At 38.6% G+C, this 18,187-nt stretch carries 13 protein-coding genes and 1 tRNA gene; 4 read left to right on the top strand and 10 right to left on the bottom strand.

Annotated elements, in window-relative coordinates:
• Window positions 1–260 precede the first annotated feature (260 nt).
• Window positions 261–599: a hypothetical protein gene (locus tag I5M27_RS02380; RefSeq protein WP_200504421.1), complete on the top strand. Its 339-nt coding sequence runs from the start codon at window positions 261–263 to the stop codon at window positions 597–599.
• A 127-nt stretch (window positions 600–726) separates the two neighbouring features.
• The gene (locus tag I5M27_RS02375; RefSeq protein WP_200504420.1) at window positions 727–1,236 is read left to right on the top strand and encodes a hypothetical protein; all 510 of its coding nucleotides are present in this window, start codon (window positions 727–729) and stop codon (window positions 1,234–1,236) included.
• A 51-nt stretch (window positions 1,237–1,287) separates the two neighbouring features.
• Here I5M27_RS02375 and I5M27_RS02370 read toward each other — a convergent pair whose 3' ends face one another.
• Complete coding sequence (locus I5M27_RS02370) at window positions 1,288–4,329, bottom strand: type III restriction-modification system endonuclease (RefSeq protein WP_200504419.1); 3,042 nt, start codon at window positions 4,327–4,329, stop codon at window positions 1,288–1,290.
• Window positions 4,330–4,349: 20 nt separating this feature from the next.
• Window positions 4,350–6,269 carry a site-specific DNA-methyltransferase gene (locus I5M27_RS02365; protein WP_200504418.1) on the bottom strand — a complete coding sequence of 640 codons (1,920 nt, stop codon included), beginning with the start codon at window positions 6,267–6,269 and terminating at the stop codon, window positions 4,350–4,352.
• A 461-nt stretch (window positions 6,270–6,730) separates the two neighbouring features.
• Here I5M27_RS02365 and I5M27_RS02360 point away from each other — a divergent pair, with 461 nt between their 5' ends.
• Window positions 6,731–6,949, top strand: coding sequence for an HTH-like domain-containing protein (locus I5M27_RS02360; RefSeq protein WP_234462349.1), 219 nt, complete (start codon window positions 6,731–6,733; stop codon window positions 6,947–6,949).
• A gap of 54 nt (window positions 6,950–7,003) precedes the next feature.
• Here I5M27_RS02360 and I5M27_RS02355 read toward each other — a convergent pair whose 3' ends face one another.
• From I5M27_RS02355 to I5M27_RS02345, 3 genes are all read right to left on the bottom strand, one after another.
• On the bottom strand, window positions 7,004–7,771 hold the full coding sequence (locus I5M27_RS02355) for a DUF4391 domain-containing protein (RefSeq protein WP_200504417.1): 768 nt from the start codon (window positions 7,769–7,771) through the stop codon (window positions 7,004–7,006).
• 1 nt (window position 7,772) lies between these two features.
• On the bottom strand, window positions 7,773–10,931 hold the full coding sequence (locus I5M27_RS02350) for a helicase-related protein (RefSeq protein ID WP_200504416.1): 3,159 nt from the start codon (window positions 10,929–10,931) through the stop codon (window positions 7,773–7,775).
• 250 nt (window positions 10,932–11,181) lie between these two features.
• Window positions 11,182–12,396 (bottom strand): toxin-antitoxin system YwqK family antitoxin, encoded by a 1,215-nt coding sequence (locus tag I5M27_RS02345; RefSeq protein ID WP_200504415.1) that lies wholly within the window; start codon window positions 12,394–12,396, stop codon window positions 11,182–11,184.
• A 126-nt stretch (window positions 12,397–12,522) separates the two neighbouring features.
• Here I5M27_RS02345 and I5M27_RS02340 point away from each other — a divergent pair, with 126 nt between their 5' ends.
• Window positions 12,523–12,834: a helix-turn-helix domain-containing protein gene (locus tag I5M27_RS02340; RefSeq protein ID WP_200504414.1), complete on the top strand. Its 312-nt coding sequence runs from the start codon at window positions 12,523–12,525 to the stop codon at window positions 12,832–12,834.
• 35 nt (window positions 12,835–12,869) lie between these two features.
• Here the strand turns inward: I5M27_RS02340 and I5M27_RS02335 are convergent, their stop codons facing one another.
• From I5M27_RS02335 to I5M27_RS02315, 5 genes are all read right to left on the bottom strand, one after another.
• Complete coding sequence (locus tag I5M27_RS02335; protein ID WP_200504413.1) at window positions 12,870–14,435, bottom strand: argonaute/piwi family protein; 1,566 nt, start codon at window positions 14,433–14,435, stop codon at window positions 12,870–12,872.
• A gap of 2 nt (window positions 14,436–14,437) precedes the next feature.
• Window positions 14,438–15,784, bottom strand: a complete 1,347-nt coding sequence (locus I5M27_RS02330; RefSeq protein ID WP_200504412.1) for a DUF4365 domain-containing protein — start codon at window positions 15,782–15,784, stop codon at window positions 14,438–14,440.
• A 178-nt stretch (window positions 15,785–15,962) separates the two neighbouring features.
• Window positions 15,963–16,047: transfer RNA gene (locus I5M27_RS02325), tRNA-Ser, on the bottom strand.
• Window positions 16,048–16,659: 612 nt separating this feature from the next.
• Complete coding sequence (locus tag I5M27_RS02320; protein WP_200504411.1) at window positions 16,660–17,583, bottom strand: YihY/virulence factor BrkB family protein; 924 nt, start codon at window positions 17,581–17,583, stop codon at window positions 16,660–16,662.
• The gene (locus tag I5M27_RS02315) at window positions 17,567–17,992 is read right to left on the bottom strand and encodes an acyl-CoA thioesterase (RefSeq protein ID WP_200504410.1); all 426 of its coding nucleotides are present in this window, start codon (window positions 17,990–17,992) and stop codon (window positions 17,567–17,569) included. Before I5M27_RS02315 ends, I5M27_RS02320 begins: the two co-directional genes overlap by 17 nt.
• Between the last annotated feature and the right edge of the window lie 195 nt (window positions 17,993–18,187).

Here is an 18,187-nt window from a genome sequence, read left to right as displayed (position 1 = left end):
ATTTGTAACATTCATTTTTTCTATGGACTTTAATAGGTTATCTAAAGCTAAATCTACAATTCTTGCACGGCATAAATAGTAGTCTAAGGACTCCAAATCGACTTTCGCTGTGGTTAGCTTATCGTAGCTTCTTTTATAAAGTTTAACGCATTTGTATTTCATTTGTAAGGTATATTTTCCTTATATATTAAATATAAAATGCTACTTTTTTGCTACCGAAAGCTGCTTTTTTAACTATATAAATTAAAATAAGAATGAAAATGATCTTAAAATACAGCTTTTTGAATCCAGAAGAAACCCTGGTAAAATATTTGAAAAATGATAAATACGGAATTTATGATTTATCAAAATCAGCTATGCTAATTAAAGCAAAGTTTGATTACATCGGCATTGATAACAACCAAATTATTGGCGAAACAGATAGGGAATTCTTTCTTATTACTTTACCTGAATATAATGAAATTAAACTACTGAATTACGAACCGGATTTTTTCTTCTATAAATTCGATAGATGTCCGGCCTGCGCTGGTGGTGGCTGCCAGGGTTGTGATGGGATAGGAATGCAGAAAATACCCTTTATTACGAATCAAATAGATTAATTTAATCTTCCAGCAGATTATTTACCATTTTGGCTGCTGAATAAACACAAATAACAGTCCACGGTAATCACAAAAAGCCAAATACAACAAAATGTGGCTGCCTTTAATATTATAAAATTTAAAAAATATGAAACCTAATTTACCAATTGAATTTACTGATAATTACACAACAATTAAACCTTTAAAAATAGACTATCATCCTCTGACAGAGCAAAGTTTACTTGAATATTTACAGGCTATTTTGTATAGATTTGATTCAGAGTATTATGAAATATATGAATGCCATGATCATTTACCCTATATTGAATTTATTTTAGATGAAGATATACTGAACTTAAAATTCCATTATAGTACTATTCCTAAAGACACTTATGAAAAATACCTTACTGAAACGAATAGCTTTTGCCTATTGAATTCGAACAGTAGAATAATGGCAAAAAATTTATTATCGATAAATAAATTTAAAATTATCGACCGGAACCACTATCGTATACTTGGTTTAATAGAAAATATTTTATTCCACAAATATGATGTAGAAATTGGCCACAATATTAGCCACTATTTTAATCTTTATAGTGATTGGTTGAGGTTTACAAGAATGGAAAAAATAAAATTCATAACGTTTTCTGATAATTAAAATTAAAGTCTACGACAATTGATAACTATATATCAAATGTAGTAGACTTTACTACACCTTCGCCATTGCCAGATTAGCAACATCTTCAATATCTTTCACATATTCAAGACTAATCTGGCTTCCAGTGGCTCGGGAGAGTTCTTTAAAATGTTCCTTCCCGCAATCGATCTTACCTTGTTCTGCTGGCCGTAAGAATTCATAACCCATAGAGCCTTTGCTTTCGATGACGAAAAATAACTTATAAGTGCCATCTATTTCGAAAAGAACTGCCCAGTCGGGATTGTAAGCGCCTAACGGGGTATCGATTCTAAACCAGCCTGGCAGTTTGGCATAAACTTTTACGTTGGAAGTAGTTTCGAATTTTTGAGCCAGTTGCGATTCAATACCACTGTCGTAAACCACGTGTTCGTATGGCGATTTGGTACTGGCCTGCATATTCTTTTTCAGGTAACCGGTCAGTTGTTCTTCTTCGAATAATTCCTGACGGTAGAATTCGTGATCGCCTATTTTGGTGTAAACAATGCCATCGATGATGTGCAGGCGCATTTGCTCATTAATGATATCGATGCAGCCTTCAATAAACTTTTGTGGGTTGATCTTAAAGTATTTCAGGTTGGTGCAGCCTTGCAAAATCTGGACGATAGATTTACGGGTCAGTTGGGTTTCGTTTTGCAGATACGTTACGATATCAGGCAGCACTTCTACCTGCTGGTTTATGATACCGTAATCCGTAATGGCTTCGCTGGCTAAAGTAACGCCACCCTGGGTCATTGCTAAATCTACCTTTTCGTAAACCAATCTACCACGACTTACTACCAGGCGTTCGCTTATGTGTTTCTGACAGGCCTCCACCAATTTCTGAGAGTCGAAATCTACGGAGTAGGTGGTTTTAAATTTTATCTTATCCCACAGTTCTTTGAAATCAGGGCTAAGCAATACTCGTTTATTAACTGTAACGGGCTGCTTATCTTCGTTACGTTTTACTTCGATTTTGCCGGCAGTGTGTTTCAGCGTTTCGATTACCTGCGCTTTTACGTGGTCTTCCAAGTGCTCAGGCAGATCTACGTTACCCGTGCGTAGGTCATCTTTTAAGAGTTCCTGGACTTTGCCTTTGTTGTTGATATAGCCTTTCAGCATCAGGAAATCGAATAGCCTGGCTGACTGTTCCTGGCCGAAGAAAACAGGATCGCTGCCTTCCATGGCTACCACGATATTGTTGAAACTGTGGGTTTGTAGAATCCCGAAAACGATACCGGTTTCCTTTTCTATATCTTTTTGCAGATTCTCTACAAAATCTTCGTAAGACTCGCTTGCCATTACGGTTAGCGTGTTTACATCGAACCCTCTTATCCTTTCGCCCTCCTGATTTACAGCTAAACGTAAACCACGACCAATTTCCTGACGGCGGCGAATTTCGGATGCGCCAGCTTCTTTTAAGGTACAGATCTGGAAAACGTTCGGATTATCCCAACCTTCTTTCAAGGCAGAATGCGAAAAAATAAACCGCAGTTTAGAATCGAAACTAAGCAGCTTTTCTTTTTCCTTCATAATGAGGTTGTAAGTTTCCTCGTCATCTTTACTTGGCTTATCTTCTTTACTATCTTTAAAGTATTCGAATTTCTCTTTTTTGTTGCTGGCTTTGGCTTTCTTATCGATGGAAAAATAACCGTTGTGAACGTCGGACGCTTCGGAATCCAGGTCTTTAATTTCACCGAACAGCGATTGGTACTTCGGCTTTTTGATCAGCTTTTTATATTCTTCTTCGAAAATGGTAGCGTAATCGCCGTTCTGGGCATTGCCATCTTCGTCGTAAACCCGGTAATGTTTTACAGCATCGATAAAGAATAAGCTCAGGACTTTTATGCCTTTCGGGTTCAGCAGTAATTCTTTATTCAGGTGTTCTTCTATTGTCTTATGGATCATCATCCGCTTGATCAGGCTTTCATCTACGGAACCAACAACTTCCCCTAATTTTAAGATGGTGCCGTTCAAGAATTCTATGTATTCGTTGCCTGCCTGGGTGTAGATTTCATTTACCTGAAAACCATCGTACTCAGGAATTCGGGTAACCTGCACCAGATCATCGGGCTTTTTAACTTCTACTATTTTGCGCTTGCGGTCGCCTTTTACTATTACATCCAGTTCCAGCTTGGCGGTAATGCCTTTTTTATTCTGTACCGATACCAATTTTACATAAGCAGCATTGGTAGGCGAACCTTCAACTTTTACCGACGCTACTTCGATCTGTTTTACCAGCTGCTTGTTGTAAGCATCTATGGCATCGAGTTTATACACCTGGTTCAGCTTTTCTTTGTGCGTGGCCGAATAGCGTAAAATGGTTAACGGGTTCAGGTTTTTAACTGCTTTCTTGGCCAGTGGTGTACTTAGCGTCGTTTGCGGTTCGTCGATGATAACTACTGGCCGGGTGTCCTGGATAAGTTGCAGGGGTTTGTAACCGAGCTTATCGTTGTAGCGGTGGATGATACGGACGCTGGAATTGGCATCTTTGGAATCGTCGAAACTGTTGCGGAAGGCATCGATGTTGATGACCATAATCTGCAACTGGTCGTTGGTAGCGAAATCACGGATCTCGTTCAGCCGGGAGCTATCGTAGATAAAATATTTGTAGTTAATGTTGGCGTACAGCCCTTTAAAGTGGCTTTCGGTTATCTGTAAGCTTTTGTAAACGCCTTCTTTTATTGGTATGGATGGCACCACAATAATGAATTTTGTAAATCCATATTGTTGGTTCATTTTCATTATGGAGCGCAGATACACGTAGGTTTTACCGGTACCGGTTTCCATTTCCACCGAAAAATCAAGGTGTTTGACATCAATATCTTCTTTAGCAGAAGGTTTCATACCGTTGTGCAGCTGAATTTTCTGCACGTTTTCCAGGATCTGCGCTTCGGTGAGTTGCAGTTTATTGGCGTACCCTAACTGGTTGAATTCGATGTTTTTCTGCTTGGCTAAAAATGCCGGCGAAAACACGGTAAAGTTAGAGGTGCAGACTTCCTGACCTTTAAAAATACCGACGATGGCATTAATAGCATCTTGCTGATAATCTAATTCACTTTCGAACTTAATTTGCATACCGTTTTACTTTGCGTGAATTAGATTGAGTTTATATCGCTAATTCCATAGCGTTTCAGGATCTGGATAGAGTTAGTTTTCGCTACATCGGTGAAGCCGGTATCTTTGAAAATAACGTGGCAACTGGCTGGTTGCAGTGCTTCCTTCCATTGGCCAATACCATCGGCTACATCGGTAGTGATGCCATCGGCCAGGCAGATAAACAGAGCGCCTAAACCGATGTTGAACACCTTTTTGCCGGCAATCGTTTTTTCTTCGATGGGTTGCGCCAGGTCTAAACCGTATTTCAGCAGGATTTCGTAAAGCACATCTTCTTCGGAGCGGTCTTGTTTAATATTAGACGCAGCCGTAAACAGGTTTTGCTCAAAATTTTCTACACTGCCATCCCAAGCCTGAATATTTGAACTATCAAGTTTAAGAGCCTTAAAGCCAGTGTCTAACTTATTAACTTCATTTGTAAAAAGGTCAGATTTAGCTTCCTTTTTCACTTTCTCGCCAGCCCTGCGTAATCGCTCTTTTGTGATTTCAGCAATGTTCTTATAACCTGCTTTGTAAGCTTCACTATCAATTGAAGTAGGCTCGGGTAATTGAATACAAATAAACTTTCGTTCACCACCATCGGTGGCATTTAGGTTCATAATGGAATGGGCAGTAGATCCTGAACCAGAGAATAAATCAATTACAATCTCATTAGTTTCTTCAAGACCTATATTTAATATTTTCTTTAAAAGTTCAGTAGGTTTTGGAAAGGAAAAAATCTGTGCGTTACCAAATAGGTCTAATATTTCATTGGTTCCATGCTGAGAGAATACATCATCGATTATAGAAAATGCTTTACTTTCTCTTACTTTTCCGCTTTCGTCCTTCAAGTATTGCTTAGTATGGATCGACCAATTATTATCCTTATCTCTTAAAAAATCTAATTCATTATTTTTAAGTGCTTCAAGAGCCCTATCTTTACCCCATAACCATTGCCGCTTGGGCCAAACTTCTACCCCATCTGGACCAGGAATCGGATACACCAAATTTTTCCTTTCACCCATACTTTTAGTTGCCTCTAAAGGGTGAGTTCTATAAGGTCCTCTTGATTCAAATTTTTCGTCCTGTTTAGTATAGTATCTTTTAATAGCATCCTCATTATTTGGAATAAAAATAGGATTTAGCTCCAAGCTATTTTTTGCATAAACTAAAATATACTCATGCAGGGATACCAAGAATTTTTCCTTTGCACCACCACCATACCTTTTCTTCCAAATAATATTATCTATAAAGTTTTCTTCCCCAAAAATTTCATCACATACTTTTCTTAGGTTTTGCAACTCATTATCATCGATGGAAATAAATATTAATCCATCTTCCTTTAGAAGATTTCGTGCAAGTTTTAAACGTGGATATATCATATTTAGCCAATTACTGTGATAACGGCCATCGCTTTCGGTATTGGTACTAATGCGGTTCCCTGCTTCATCGGCTTGCCCGGTAATTGCTAAATAGTTTCCAAGGTTATCGTTGTAGTTGTCTTTGTAAACAAAGTCCCTCCCGGTGTTGTATGGGGGGTCGATGTAAATCATCTTTACCTGGTTGGCATAGCTTTTTTGGAGCAGCTTTAATACTTCCAGGTTATCGCCTTCAATGAAAATGTTCTGCGTGGTATCCCAATCTTTGCTATCAGCTTTGTTTGGGCGTAAGGTAGCGGTGCTTGGTTTGTTGGCTTCCAGGCGAGCCATACTTTTGCCGGCCCAGGTAAAGCGGTAATATTCATCGCCGGTTTCTACTTCTTCACCCAGCAATGCTTTCAATTCTGCAAGATCTATCTTCCCCTCTTTTACGATGGTAGGGAATAGCGTTTTCAGGGTTTCCAGGTTTTGCTTTACTATATCTGCACTCTGGCTCAGTTCGTGGCCAGCCGTGATCTGCTCCATTTCAAGTGTTTGTTCCATAATGAATAGCTGCTGCTTGGCACCGGATAAACCTACGGTTTGCCGATAACCATTTAGAAATATTATTTAATAATAGCGGTAAGGGCTTCTTACTTTTTCAGGTAAGAACGATAGCATTTTCTGAGTTTTTCAGGCCAAACCGATAGCGTTTTACATTTAGATTTATTGCCGGCAAGTGCTGGAACCGCTAAACGGCGCAGAAAATTGGCAAGCTAAACTTCTCCTACAAGTATAAGCAAAGAGATCGATGGGTAAAAGTGGCAGAGGCTTAAAGTTTAGAAAGGGTAAAGAAAATTTGCCGGCAATTCTAACGCCTATATTTAAAAAGAACACCTTTAAAATTAAATACCAAATAATCAATTAGTTGCAAAATATCTTGAGCTTTTTGAGCATATTTTTAAAAAAAAGCTCAAAAAGCTCAAAAACTTTCGTACCTTTGCATAAACTAAACGATAATAATTATGGAATTAAAAGAATTAGGCGCAAAGTTAAATGAGATGTACAACTCTGCGGAGCGGGGCGAACAGGTAACAGGTATCTACCGCTTTGGTATTGGGTACAGCAACGAAATTCTAAAACACGGAATTCGAGAAGTGATTGAGGAATCTGGCTTACGGCCTGCATTTCGAGCAGAACTATCTAAAGCTGTTAAACTTGCCAAATATGTTAAGTTGAAATAAACTTTAGCATTAGAAGAAATGAAAAATCCCGCTGCCTACAGCGGGATTCTTTTTTTATATTAAGTTCGTTAAAAGTTCCTGAACCTGGCTTTCCAGGTTTTTCACCTGCATATTCAGTTTTACCTTTTCTTTAAGCTGCGTTTCTTTCCTGACTTGATTTTGCAACCCACTAATTTCTTTCTGCAACGCTTCTATTCTGGCCAACGCTGCAATATCATCCTGAGTACGACTTTGGGTTCGGATTGTAAAAACACCGCTTAACTCAGCTGCTTTCAACGAAACCAACAACTGAATATAACTTTCATAAAACGTTTTCAGGTTGGTTTTATCGAGCAGGGCAAAAGCCAGGCTATCCAGAAAAACTTGTTGTTGCTCCGTAGGTTGTTGCTGGCTGATCGTTTCAGAAAAATACGTTTTATCTACAATGCGCCTGGTGCTGTCGTTTTGGTTTATCCGTTTATCGGCGGCACTTAACGTAAAAGTAGTTGCGTGGTAAACACACAGCAGTATCGGGTAAGGAATGTGTTTCTGTATCAGCTCGGCTATTTTCAGCTGGTTCCGTTCGAAATCTACTTCCGTGGTCTGAACACTTATTATTAGCACTTCTGTAAAGTCGGACAGGTCGTCTTTATAAACGCTAACGTTACAGCTTGCTGGGGTAATGGAAGCCACAATATCCATTCCGCTTACCAACGCAGGATCATCCAACAAAGCTCTTTCGGCGCTGGTCAAATCGAAATTCCGTTTAAAGAATGCCTTCGTAAGTTTTCGGTTTACCAGACACCGCTCCGGAATCTGCAATATGGCGTTTAATTCTTCCACGTTATTTTATAACCAGAAAAGAAACCAGTTCATAGGTGCCATCCATTTCGGTTTTAAACAACCTGGTTCCTCCTGGCGTGGCTAACGAATCAAGGCCCATATCTTCGTCCACTCCTTTTAAATGGCGCAAGGTGGTTTGTAATAAGGCTACATAAGCATCCATATTCTTACCCGTTCTGGTTTCCTTATTAAATTCAGCTACCAAAGCTGGCAATATTTCCTGCTTGCCCAGGCACAGCTTCTTAAAATAATCAAGACACCGTTTCGGATTATTACCGGGAATAAAAATTTCGCCGTCAGCGTTTACATAGCATAAACTATAAGGGAAGATCGCATTGTTGCGGTAAACATCTTCGCCCATTGCACTAAGGTCTTTCAGGCAAAAAATAACGCCTTTGGGTGCATCTTCCAAGTTGCTTTGAGTTACTGCGTAGATACCTTTCGGCATTAAGGTATAGGCTTCTCTTTCTTCGGTAGTTAAGCGATCCGCATCAATCTTAAAATCGTTGAAAGTAAGATCCGTAATACTGATACCGCCTTCAATATCTTCCAGATCGAGCACTTTGTTTTGCAGCTGTACCAATTGCCGTTTCCGGTATTCCAAGTCCTGCTTATGGCCAACGGTTTCGTCAATAATATTATCGTCGCCGGTTGCCGAAACGTCCAGTATCTGCATTCTTCCTTGTACCCTACCGATTAAGTCGATGTAACTATCCAGGTCAAGGTTAGGGAAAAAGTTTACCAACTGGATTTTATCGTTTCGGGAGCCAATGCGGTCTATCCTACCAAAGCGTTGAATGATTCGCACCGGATTCCAGTGAATATCATAGTTAATAAGATAATCACAATCCTGTAAGTTTTGGCCTTCGGAAATACAGTCGGTACAGAATAGAATATCGATTTCTTCTACCGCATTGGGCATTATAATCTCACGTTTCTTAGAGATCGGCGAAAAATTCGTCAGAATGGAAGTTAGGTCTGGTCGGCAATCGGGCAGGTTAGTTTTGTTTGTTTCACCACCCGTAACCTGCGCTGTGTAAAGCCCAAGCTCCGATTTTAACCAGGGCTGCAAATGCTCATATAAGTATTTAACGGTATCAGCGAAAGCGGAAAAGATGATTATCTTTTTATTGCCTGGGTTTATCGGGAAGGTAATCTTATCTAAGATCAGCTTCTTCAATTCCAGGAGTTTGGCATCCCGCTCCGCATCGATCACCACGGTTTGCGCCAGCAAATTCCGAATCCGCTTTTTATCGTCAAGTAGTTCTTCCCGGCATTTTATTAAATCGATATCCTGCAGCAGCACTTTGATCTTCCCACCTACCAATAGATCTTCCAGCAATTCATCGTCCAGGTCAACCTCATTTATATCGAGGTCGCTATCGAATGAAGCATTGCTATGTGCATTTTCAATTTTTAAAAGAATAGAATCGATGTGTTTTAGAAGCGATTCCAAGGTTAAACGAAAGGCGTGTATAGAGCTTTCCAGGCGTTTAAGCAGGTTCACACGCATTAAGTGGATCAAACTACTCTCTCGTTCTATCTGCTTGAAAATACTACCGTTAGCGGTTGTAATATCATATTTAGCTTCATAATATGGTCGTTTATCGCCACGCACATACGATAGCGGCGAATAGAATTTCAGGTTCAACGCATTCAGATCATTGTTCACCTTATCCATTGCCGGGAAAGACCGGTTCACGTCAAAATCGGCGTGCCTGCTAATTGGTTTTAAACGATCAGGAAACTTACCGATATCTCTTACATCGTAGTATTTCTGTATGTGTTTTCGGGAACGGGCAATAGTTAATAAGTCCAGTATTTTAAAGTACGCACCGTCCAGGCTATCCACTAAAGTATCACGGCTGTTTGCGTGGCCATAATTATTTTTAAGCCAGTTATTGAAACGTTGCTGCGCTCTACGTAGGGTTACTTCAATACTATTGATTCCATAAGGCTCCAGGGCTTTGTCATTTTGCTCTGTAATAAATGAGATCTGGTTTTTGATATCATTCATCTTCGTATTCACCGGAGTTGCCGACAACATCAGGACTTTCGTTTTTACACCAGTCTTTATAATATCGGTCATTAGGCGCTGGTAGCGAGTAATGCCTTCCCGTACTGGCGGGTTGTTCCTGAAATTATGCGATTCATCGATCACGATCAGGTCATAATTCCCCCAGTTAATCGTTTCCAGGTTAATGTAACCAGACATACCATTCTTCCGGGATAGGTCAGTATGATTCAGCACATCGAAGTTTAACCGGTCTTTGGATAGAATATTCCTTACATCGTTTTGGGCATAAACTACCCAGTTATCCCGAAGCTTCTTTGGGCAAAGCACCAGAATTCGATCATTCCGCATCTGGTAGTATTTCATAACCGCCAGCGCTTCGAAGGTTTTACCCAAGCCCACACTATCAGCAATTATACACCCACCAAACGTTTCGATTTTGTCGATGGCACCCAACACGGCATCCTGTTGGAAGTTGTAAAGCATCTTCCAAACGTTGGTTTCTTTGAAGCCTATCTTCTTTAAACGTTGCTCGGAAACTTCATCAATGGTAGCGTTCTGAAATAGATTGAATAGGCTAAATTTATAAATCAGCTCTGGTGCATTATCAGCTGACGCTTTTTCCATCACCGATAAAATCAGCTGTTTCAGGTCTTTATGGCTATTATTCCAAAACTGGTTGAACAGGTTTAGAAATTGCCCAGTAGTATCTTCGAAATAGCTTAAAATAATTGGACCTGGTGCCGGCGAAATTCCCAAGGTAACCAGGTTCAGATCTTGCGGCACAATTGAAAAACAATGGATCTGCTCCCCATTTTTCACCAGGATAAACTTCTGACCACCCACGTTACCGTGCCTGATCTGGCTTTTACTTCGGATAATCTCTATTGAAGTATCGGATTTATGCTTGCTTCGCAGGTCCAGGTAGCTGAGCCATTCGTTCTGGTCGTAGGCAAACCGAATATCCTGGTCTGCTTTTGAATCGATCAAAATGCGGATGGATTGAACCTGGCGTAGTTGATCAGAAAGCTCAAAAAGCGCTGGAATGGTGAAATAGGAACAGCACAAATAAACTTCAGAATTATTCGTTAGAAACGATTTAAGTTCATCGAATAATCGTACTTCCTGATTGTTAATCAGTTTCATAGTATCGGATTGTGGAGGTATATCTTTAACCTTTTGTTTTGCCTCCTACAGTTAGGGTAAGGTAATGATTTAATGTTAAGTTTGAAACCTGTAGCGATTAAAAGTCAAACCCGGAATCAAGTTACATCAAATATGCTTTACCAATCAACCAGTGGTTTTAATAAAATCCCTAAATAAAAAGCCTTATAATCTTAAACAATTATAAGGCTTTAAGAATGCATATTTATATGGTTAACTACCTACTTGCTTATCACTCATATTTAATAACATACTTATTAATGGTATAATCTGAACCGGCTATATTAAGTAGTTCTTTCTTAAACTTATCCAGATCCTTCTCGGCTTGGCCAAAATTAGCGTCCCAAAGTTCTATCGGAATAAACTGACCTTTTCGGTTTGCATCAAAGTAAGACCTCAAATTACTAAGAACTACTGCTCTTAACAAATCATTTTTTACAATATTCTCTCCAACATATTCACCATTTTCATTTGCTACCTTATAATGGCCTGCCAAGGTAGAAAATACTGTTCGAGCATTATTAACTTCAGAGTTTGCTTCATAAAATATTTCAGTTCTACTGTTCTCTGCCGCCGTTGTACCAACTGGAATTTTTGTTCCTACTGGTATTAGATGAAATTTAATATCCTTAGTTTTATTGGCTAAAATGGTTTTTACCATAACCGCTCTGTTTAGCGTAAGCAAAAATAAAATATTATCCTGCTTTCTGCTCTGCTCCGAATCACTTTCCAAGCCCTTATGTGCATGTGCAATGATGTAGATATCAGTTATTCTATCAGCAGGATTAGAATCATTGAAGGCTGAAATTGATTCAGCCAGTTTTGTAATGTTAGCGTATGAGCCCTTATTGAGATAATAGCTATTTGATAAGTATACCAATGAATTTGGATCAAGTGCCGGCCCGCTTTTGGTTTTCATGGCAGTTAGAGCCCTATCTGGAGCTTCAGCTACGTATTTCGCTTTTGCAGCCTCTGATTCGACTTTCTTTTGGTACTCAATTTCTTCTTCTCTCCTTACCTTGGCTGCTAAGGCCTCTTTCTCTGCTTCTGCCTTTGCTTCTAACTTCCTAACCTCTGCCATTTTTGCTTTGTGTACAGCCTCATACTTTTTCTGCAGCTGGATTGCCTGAGCATAGGAAACAATAGGTGAATAGTGATTTGAATGAAAGTAAACCTCCTTGCCATTTTCATACCACTTATATTCGGTGCCGTCCGAATAAATAAATTCCCAACAGCCTTGAGCTTTACCATGATTAAAATTACCTCTTGAAGATACAACACCCGCTTCGTTATATAAGATGTATTTCCCATGTATTTCCCCATTTGAGTCTTCACGATAACGTTCTTTGCAACGCCCATCACGATACTTTGCTTTACAAGGCAACTCCTGACCCTTTAGAATAAATGGTATAACTAAAACCAGCAAAAGTAGACATGCTCTTTTCATTTATCAGATGTTTGATTGACGTCCAAATATATAAAATCTCTTTAAAATAATCTTAAAAGAGGTTCTTTAAAAAAGGTAATCTTTACAGAGGTTAGTCCTTAAGAGGGCATCATCTAATTTTTGGCCATGAAAAAGCCAGAAAAAGCAACCACCTCCAGTTCCGAATCAGAGCTAAACAGTGGCAGTAATGATCAAAAAAGCAAGAAACAACTCAAGAAAGAAGACCCTGATCTTCAAAAGCTTGCAAAGCGAATTAGAGATTTAAGGATTCAGAAAGGCTATACAAATGCTGATTACTTTGCGTACGAACATAATATCACCAGAACGCAATTTAACAGGTATGAAAATGGGGAAAATATTAAATTCACCAGCTTAATGAAGCTGATTAAGGCCTTTGGGATTACGCCGGCGGAGTTTTTTGCAGAAGGGTTCGAATAATTTAGTTGGAAGTAATGAGTTACATTACTTCCAACCTACATATAATAATAATATTTATTTGGAGGAATTACACCATCATCAATGTACTGAATAATTTCACCTACCTTTTGTGCAAATCGAATTGTAATTGGTAAACTATCGTAATAGCTACAATTATTAAAATTCATTTTAGTTAAGGCCATAATTTCATCACACACTTTTTTGAGAGTGGATTCGCCTTCGAAAATCTCTACTTCTATAGCTTTAGGAAAATGTACTCCTGGAAACGTTTCATAATAAGGTATATACCCAGTAGTATATAATATTCCATGCTGCTGATTTAAATGAAGTAAAGTACCTCTTACGGGCGGGTAAATACCTCCCGTTCTTAAAAGCTTAATGTTAGATCCTTTTAAGGTAACTAAATCAATCTCAACATCTTCCCCTAAAAGCTCGTGGATCCCGGATTTAAATCCTTCCACTTCAGCATATTCTTGATTAATGCCTACATTCCAAAAATCAGTTGTTTTATGTATTACCACCCTGGTAGGCATTTGATTCTTATGGTACTTCTTATACTCTAAAAGCACCTTTTTAATTAAATCCTGCGCATAATCATGGGTTAAATGCGGAGCTGCAGTATTCGTTAATTTAGAGTTCCATTCAAATTGTTTCCCAATAAAAATCACCCCTTTACCTTCATAATCGAATGCCTGGGCAATGCTTGATCTTAAAACGTTTGAATCTGAATCCAGTACTTTATGAAAGCTAATACCTATAAAGCACGTATGTTTATCTTTCAGAGTTAGTGTCCAGGGTGTCGCAGAAGTCTTATAGTAATTAGCTACAATAAAATTCCAAGCCTGCATTGATAAGTCCTGTAAAGATTTCTTCTTACCAGTAAGTGTATCCTCCAGGATGATTTGCACTGGAATAGAATTGGGAATGCTAATCAATTGAGCTTTTAAGTATCTTCTTAAATTGAAGTAATGATTACCATGATATCTAACTGAAGAAAATTTATCATATACTTTTGCAGGAATTATTAAAAAGCAAACAGTTGGTTTCGAGATACTATCTTCTATAATTTCTTTATAAGCGTTAACATAAAGATCAGCAACTCGAATAGCCTTATCTAAAGGATCTATTTCTTTATCGTTTAGAATATTGCTTATCGAAATTTCTTTAACTACCTTGTTATTAGCATCATCGTTAACGAATTCACATTCAAAAATGGAATCTGTCCTAAAACCAGGAAAGTTAGGATTAAGCCTTTTACTTTGCTCAAAAGTTGTTCTATCGGTAGCATTACTATCTATTTCGGTATCAAATAATTGATATTCACTTTCAGATTGAACTACCTGCCCATCATTTATTTCAAAATCATCAACCGAGATTAAATCTTTAGGTGAGGCTTCTATTTCATCTTCAAAGCTTTTTAACCAATCAATTGCCGCTTCTATTCCGTTATTAGTACCAATTAATGCATAATGCAATTCAGTACGGTGGGTCTTATTAGTTAATGAAAAAAAACCTCCAACTGTAATACCAGTCTTTGGATCATCGCATAGAAAATCATTACCGAATTCTAACAAAGGCTCCTTTAATAACTCTACTTTCATCTCTAAAACAATTCTGCCTGCTTTAAACCGTTTCTATTTTCATTTTTTCTACCCCTATCTTTGCGTGTATCTAATGGGATTCCAAATTTAACAAAGAAAGAAATATACTTACTTAATAAGATTTTATGCTTATTATAATCCCAAAGACTAATTCCATCTTCTACGTTTGAAAGATAATCAAAGAAAAAATGAACGGTATTGAGAATCTGCTGATTAAACTCTCGGGCTGTTAAGAAGTTTGTATATTTTGTAATTTTATCTGGAGAGAGTGTATCGTTCCCATCATGGGTAAATAAATATTTAGGATTCATTACAAAATATAGCTTATCTTCTATAAAGTGGTATTCGATTCCTAAAGCCGCATGTCTATAAAAAGTATCTTTACCATAAGTGTACTTATTAACAACTGTTCTGGGAGTCGATCTATTCATCTTCCGAGATCGGTAACTTATTTCCCTACTATCTGCCTCAGAGGGTTTTGCAAAATAATATCTCTTATAATCTTTGTTGAATTTTAACCTTTTAGAATACAAATGCTTTCTAACATACTCATTTATCAGTTCAATATAATTATTTCTAAGAGCTCTATCCTCTAATATATCATTATAATAAACCGTTTCCTTTACATCAGAAGCTAAAATTTTCGATTTAAATCCTTCACTTAACTCGGATTCATCAAAGAATGTTAAAATAGAGTTACTATTTAAAACAAAAATTGGAGCTTCGTCCTGCTCTAATTCTTCAAAGATTCTTCTTTTAGTAGTAAATTTTGAATCAAATTTATAGACTACTCTTGGATGCGCCTTAAAATGCAGCATGTTACTCAAAAGTAGTTCATCCGCATCAAAATTCACCCTTTGCTTAAATTTATGAGAAAATTTCAGAACGAATTTATTATCAGCTACTTCTAATAAATTTTCATTTTTATTAAAAATGATTGGTTGGCTATTCTTTAGTTTTACTTTCGCCAGATCTACCTTTTCAATCTTCCGGCAGTATAACTTCTCATTCCTATCATCATAAAGCACCAATAATACATCTAAGCTATATTTAGACCAATATTCAATATCTTCCTTTTTTGCTTGGAACTCTATTTCTTCATCAGTCTCTCGGCGGATATAACCTTTATCAGAAGCTGTAGATTTAATCTGAACTTTCAAAACCTCGCCCGTTGCTTCTTTTTTACCTTCTTCATTAGTTCTAACTATTTCTACCTCCCCATCAATCCCAAAATCATTTTTAGTAACCTCTCTGAAAATAATATATGGATTATGCTTATTGCAATAGGTGCTGAAAGCTAAAACACCTCTTTCTCCTGTTACATGGGTATTATTAACAAACTTTGGCATGGCAAAAAAATCTAACAATGCAGAATAAATGCTTCTTGGCTAAGAGAACATGGCACAAGCTATGAAAAAAAAATTCTATAAAACCCTATAGAAAAAATTATTTGACTATTTTTTGACGACAGGGCAATAAAAAAAGCCCTAAATCGCTGATACATAGCAATTTAGGGCTTTTAGATTGCAGAGAGGGAGGGATTCGAACCCCCGGACCTTTAACAGTCAACGGTTTTCAAGACCGCCGCAATCGACCACTCTGCCACCTCTCTGTTTTGATGATACAAAAGTATGCACCTGAATTGAATTTACAAAACCATTTTCGGAAAAAATTGAAAAAAAGTTTCAGTTTTTTCCCACCCGAAACCTATCTATCTGATTTTAAAGCAAAAGTATCTCAACCTTATCTCTGCTTCTGTAAATTTCATTGAACACGATTTTTGAGATTAAAGGATGGGCAGGATTAAACACCCGAGGAAGCACCTCTTGTGGGTGCAGGTCCAAATTATCTTATTCCTCGCCAGCGCAGCGCCCCTTGAAAATCACGTTATTTGAGAAACTAAACTAAAAAGAAGCGAGCTACGAAGGAGAATGACACCAGTTTCTGTGAGAGCGGCCTCCAAGACTTCCGGTGCCGAGGAACGAGGCAGCCCGGCAGGGCAAGAAGGGTTGCAGCCGCGAACGCAGAAACGAAGCCGCCCGGCTTGAGGGAAAAAGTTTAATTGAAAGTAAAAGGGAATTAGTTAAAAAAAGAGGCAGCTATAAAAAAGCTATCCTTTCAAGCTTAAAAACTCAAAAGTAAACTTTCCTTTTAGCTTAAATAGACCCTCCTATCGTCGAAATGACCGAAAAAACGCTATCTTTTCACCCTTAAAAAGTCACTACTACTTCTCCAGCCGCTTGGTAACCGTATCGATACTGACATTAATTTCAAAGCCCAGGATCAGGATCATAGAAACAAAATCGAGCCAGATCATTAAACCTACCAGTGCGCCAATAGAGCCGTAAAGGTGGTTGTACGTATCGAAGCTGCTGATGTAAAGCGAAAAAAGCCAGGAAATAAGAAAGATCAGCACGGTGGAGACCACGGCGCCGGCCGAGAAAAAAGGCCATTTATCCTGAATGGCAGGCACGTAATAATAGATCATGCAGGTAGCCAGCAAAAACAGGAAAACCACTGAAATATATTTCAGCACCTGGATCAGGCCGTAGGTAGAAGTTTCGGTAACCACGTCGTAATAAACCAGCACGTCCAGAATATAGGTACCAAAGAAAATGGCGGCGATGGCAATAAACAGAATCAGCGCCAGCACAATGGTAAGTATCGTGGCAATAACCCGCTTTTTAAAATAACTGCGTTTCTGGAAGGTATGATATTTTTTATCGAAGGTATCGAGCAACGACATAATGCCGTTACTGGAAAGCACCAGCGCAAATAAAAACCCGACTGATAATAACCCACCGCGCGGCTGGTTCACAATATCGTTAATAGTTCCTTCGGCTGCATTGAACATTTCCGGCGGCATAAAGTCGCGCAGAAAATCAATAATATTATCGTTAAAATCCTGTCCGCCGATGTAGGGAATGAGGGTGAAAAGAAAAATAATGGCCGGGAAAATGGAAAGCGTAAAGTTATAAGCCATGTAACTCGAACGCTTGGTTACCGAATCGAGCTTCACTTCGTGAATGAGCACCGTAAGTACATCGTAAACCGAAGCCTGCCCGTTATTGAACCGGAACTTCTTCAAGGCTACAATGAAGAGGCGGTACAGGCGGCTGTGTTTAATGTATTTATCGTGTAACCCCATCGGCAAAATATGGTGCCATTGTTTGCTGAATTTCCTGCGGCGTTGGCGTTGGCCGGCCGGTTTTCATGTCTACAAAAACCATGGTGGTTTCGCCAATGGTCAGCAATTCCTGGGCTTCGTTAAAAACTTCGTACTCAAATAAAATGCGGGCACCCGTAGGGTATTGCTTCAGAAACAACCGGATGGTGAGCAGATCGTCGTACTTGGCCGGGCGGATGAATTTGGTTTTCAGTTCGAGCACCGGCATCATTACGCCATCCGCTTCCATTTCCTTATAATGAATGCCTAACCGCCGGAATGCTTCGGTACGGGCCACTTCAAAATAAGCCGCGTAATTGCCGTAATACACGTAGCCCATCTGGTCGGTTTCGGAATAGCGCACTCTTATCTCAACGTCGGTCTGGTACATGTTTAATGGTTAAATGGCTTAATGTTTAAATTGTTGATTGCTTATTTTTTTTAGAAATTCTGCCCTGCCGTTTCGAGTTTTTACTCCGGAAAGCATACCGTTTATAACGACCGAAAGTTAAGCTAAATGGTTTAATGGTTAAATTGCTTAATGGTTAAAACGGTATGTTCTTCAGCTTTAAAAGTCAGGCTTCAT

The sequence above is a fragment of the Adhaeribacter terrigena genome (assembly GCF_016623615.1).
Classification (GTDB): Bacteria; Bacteroidota; Bacteroidia; order Cytophagales; family Hymenobacteraceae; genus Adhaeribacter_A; species Adhaeribacter_A terrigena.
The sequence above is the reverse complement of the archived record's forward strand: the minus strand, read 5'-3'. Positions and strand labels throughout refer to the sequence as shown.

Bases quoted from the DNA above. Each gene is read 5' to 3' on its own strand.
- I5M27_RS02340 (WP_200504414.1), top strand. From the start codon at position 12,523: ATGAAAAAGCCAGAAAAAGCAACCACCTCCAGTTCCGAATCAGAGCTA.
- I5M27_RS02320 (WP_200504411.1), bottom strand. From the start codon at position 17,583: ATGGGGTTACACGATAAATACATTAAACACAGCCGCCTGTACCGCCTC.
- I5M27_RS02360 (WP_234462349.1), top strand. From the start codon at position 6,731: ATGGAATTAAAAGAATTAGGCGCAAAGTTAAATGAGATGTACAACTCT.
- I5M27_RS02375 (WP_200504420.1), top strand. From the start codon at position 727: ATGAAACCTAATTTACCAATTGAATTTACTGATAATTACACAACAATT.
- I5M27_RS02370 (WP_200504419.1), bottom strand. From the start codon at position 4,329: ATGCAAATTAAGTTCGAAAGTGAATTAGATTATCAGCAAGATGCTATT.
- I5M27_RS02330 (WP_200504412.1), bottom strand. From the start codon at position 15,784: ATGCCAAAGTTTGTTAATAATACCCATGTAACAGGAGAAAGAGGTGTT.
- I5M27_RS02365 (WP_200504418.1), bottom strand. From the start codon at position 6,269: ATGGAACAAACACTTGAAATGGAGCAGATCACGGCTGGCCACGAACTG.
- I5M27_RS02335 (WP_200504413.1), bottom strand. From the start codon at position 14,435: ATGAAAGTAGAGTTATTAAAGGAGCCTTTGTTAGAATTCGGTAATGAT.
- I5M27_RS02315 (WP_200504410.1), bottom strand. From the start codon at position 17,992: ATGTACCAGACCGACGTTGAGATAAGAGTGCGCTATTCCGAAACCGAC.
- I5M27_RS02350 (WP_200504416.1), bottom strand. From the start codon at position 10,931: ATGAAACTGATTAACAATCAGGAAGTACGATTATTCGATGAACTTAAA.
- I5M27_RS02345 (WP_200504415.1), bottom strand. From the start codon at position 12,396: ATGAAAAGAGCATGTCTACTTTTGCTGGTTTTAGTTATACCATTTATT.
- I5M27_RS02380 (WP_200504421.1), top strand. From the start codon at position 261: ATGATCTTAAAATACAGCTTTTTGAATCCAGAAGAAACCCTGGTAAAA.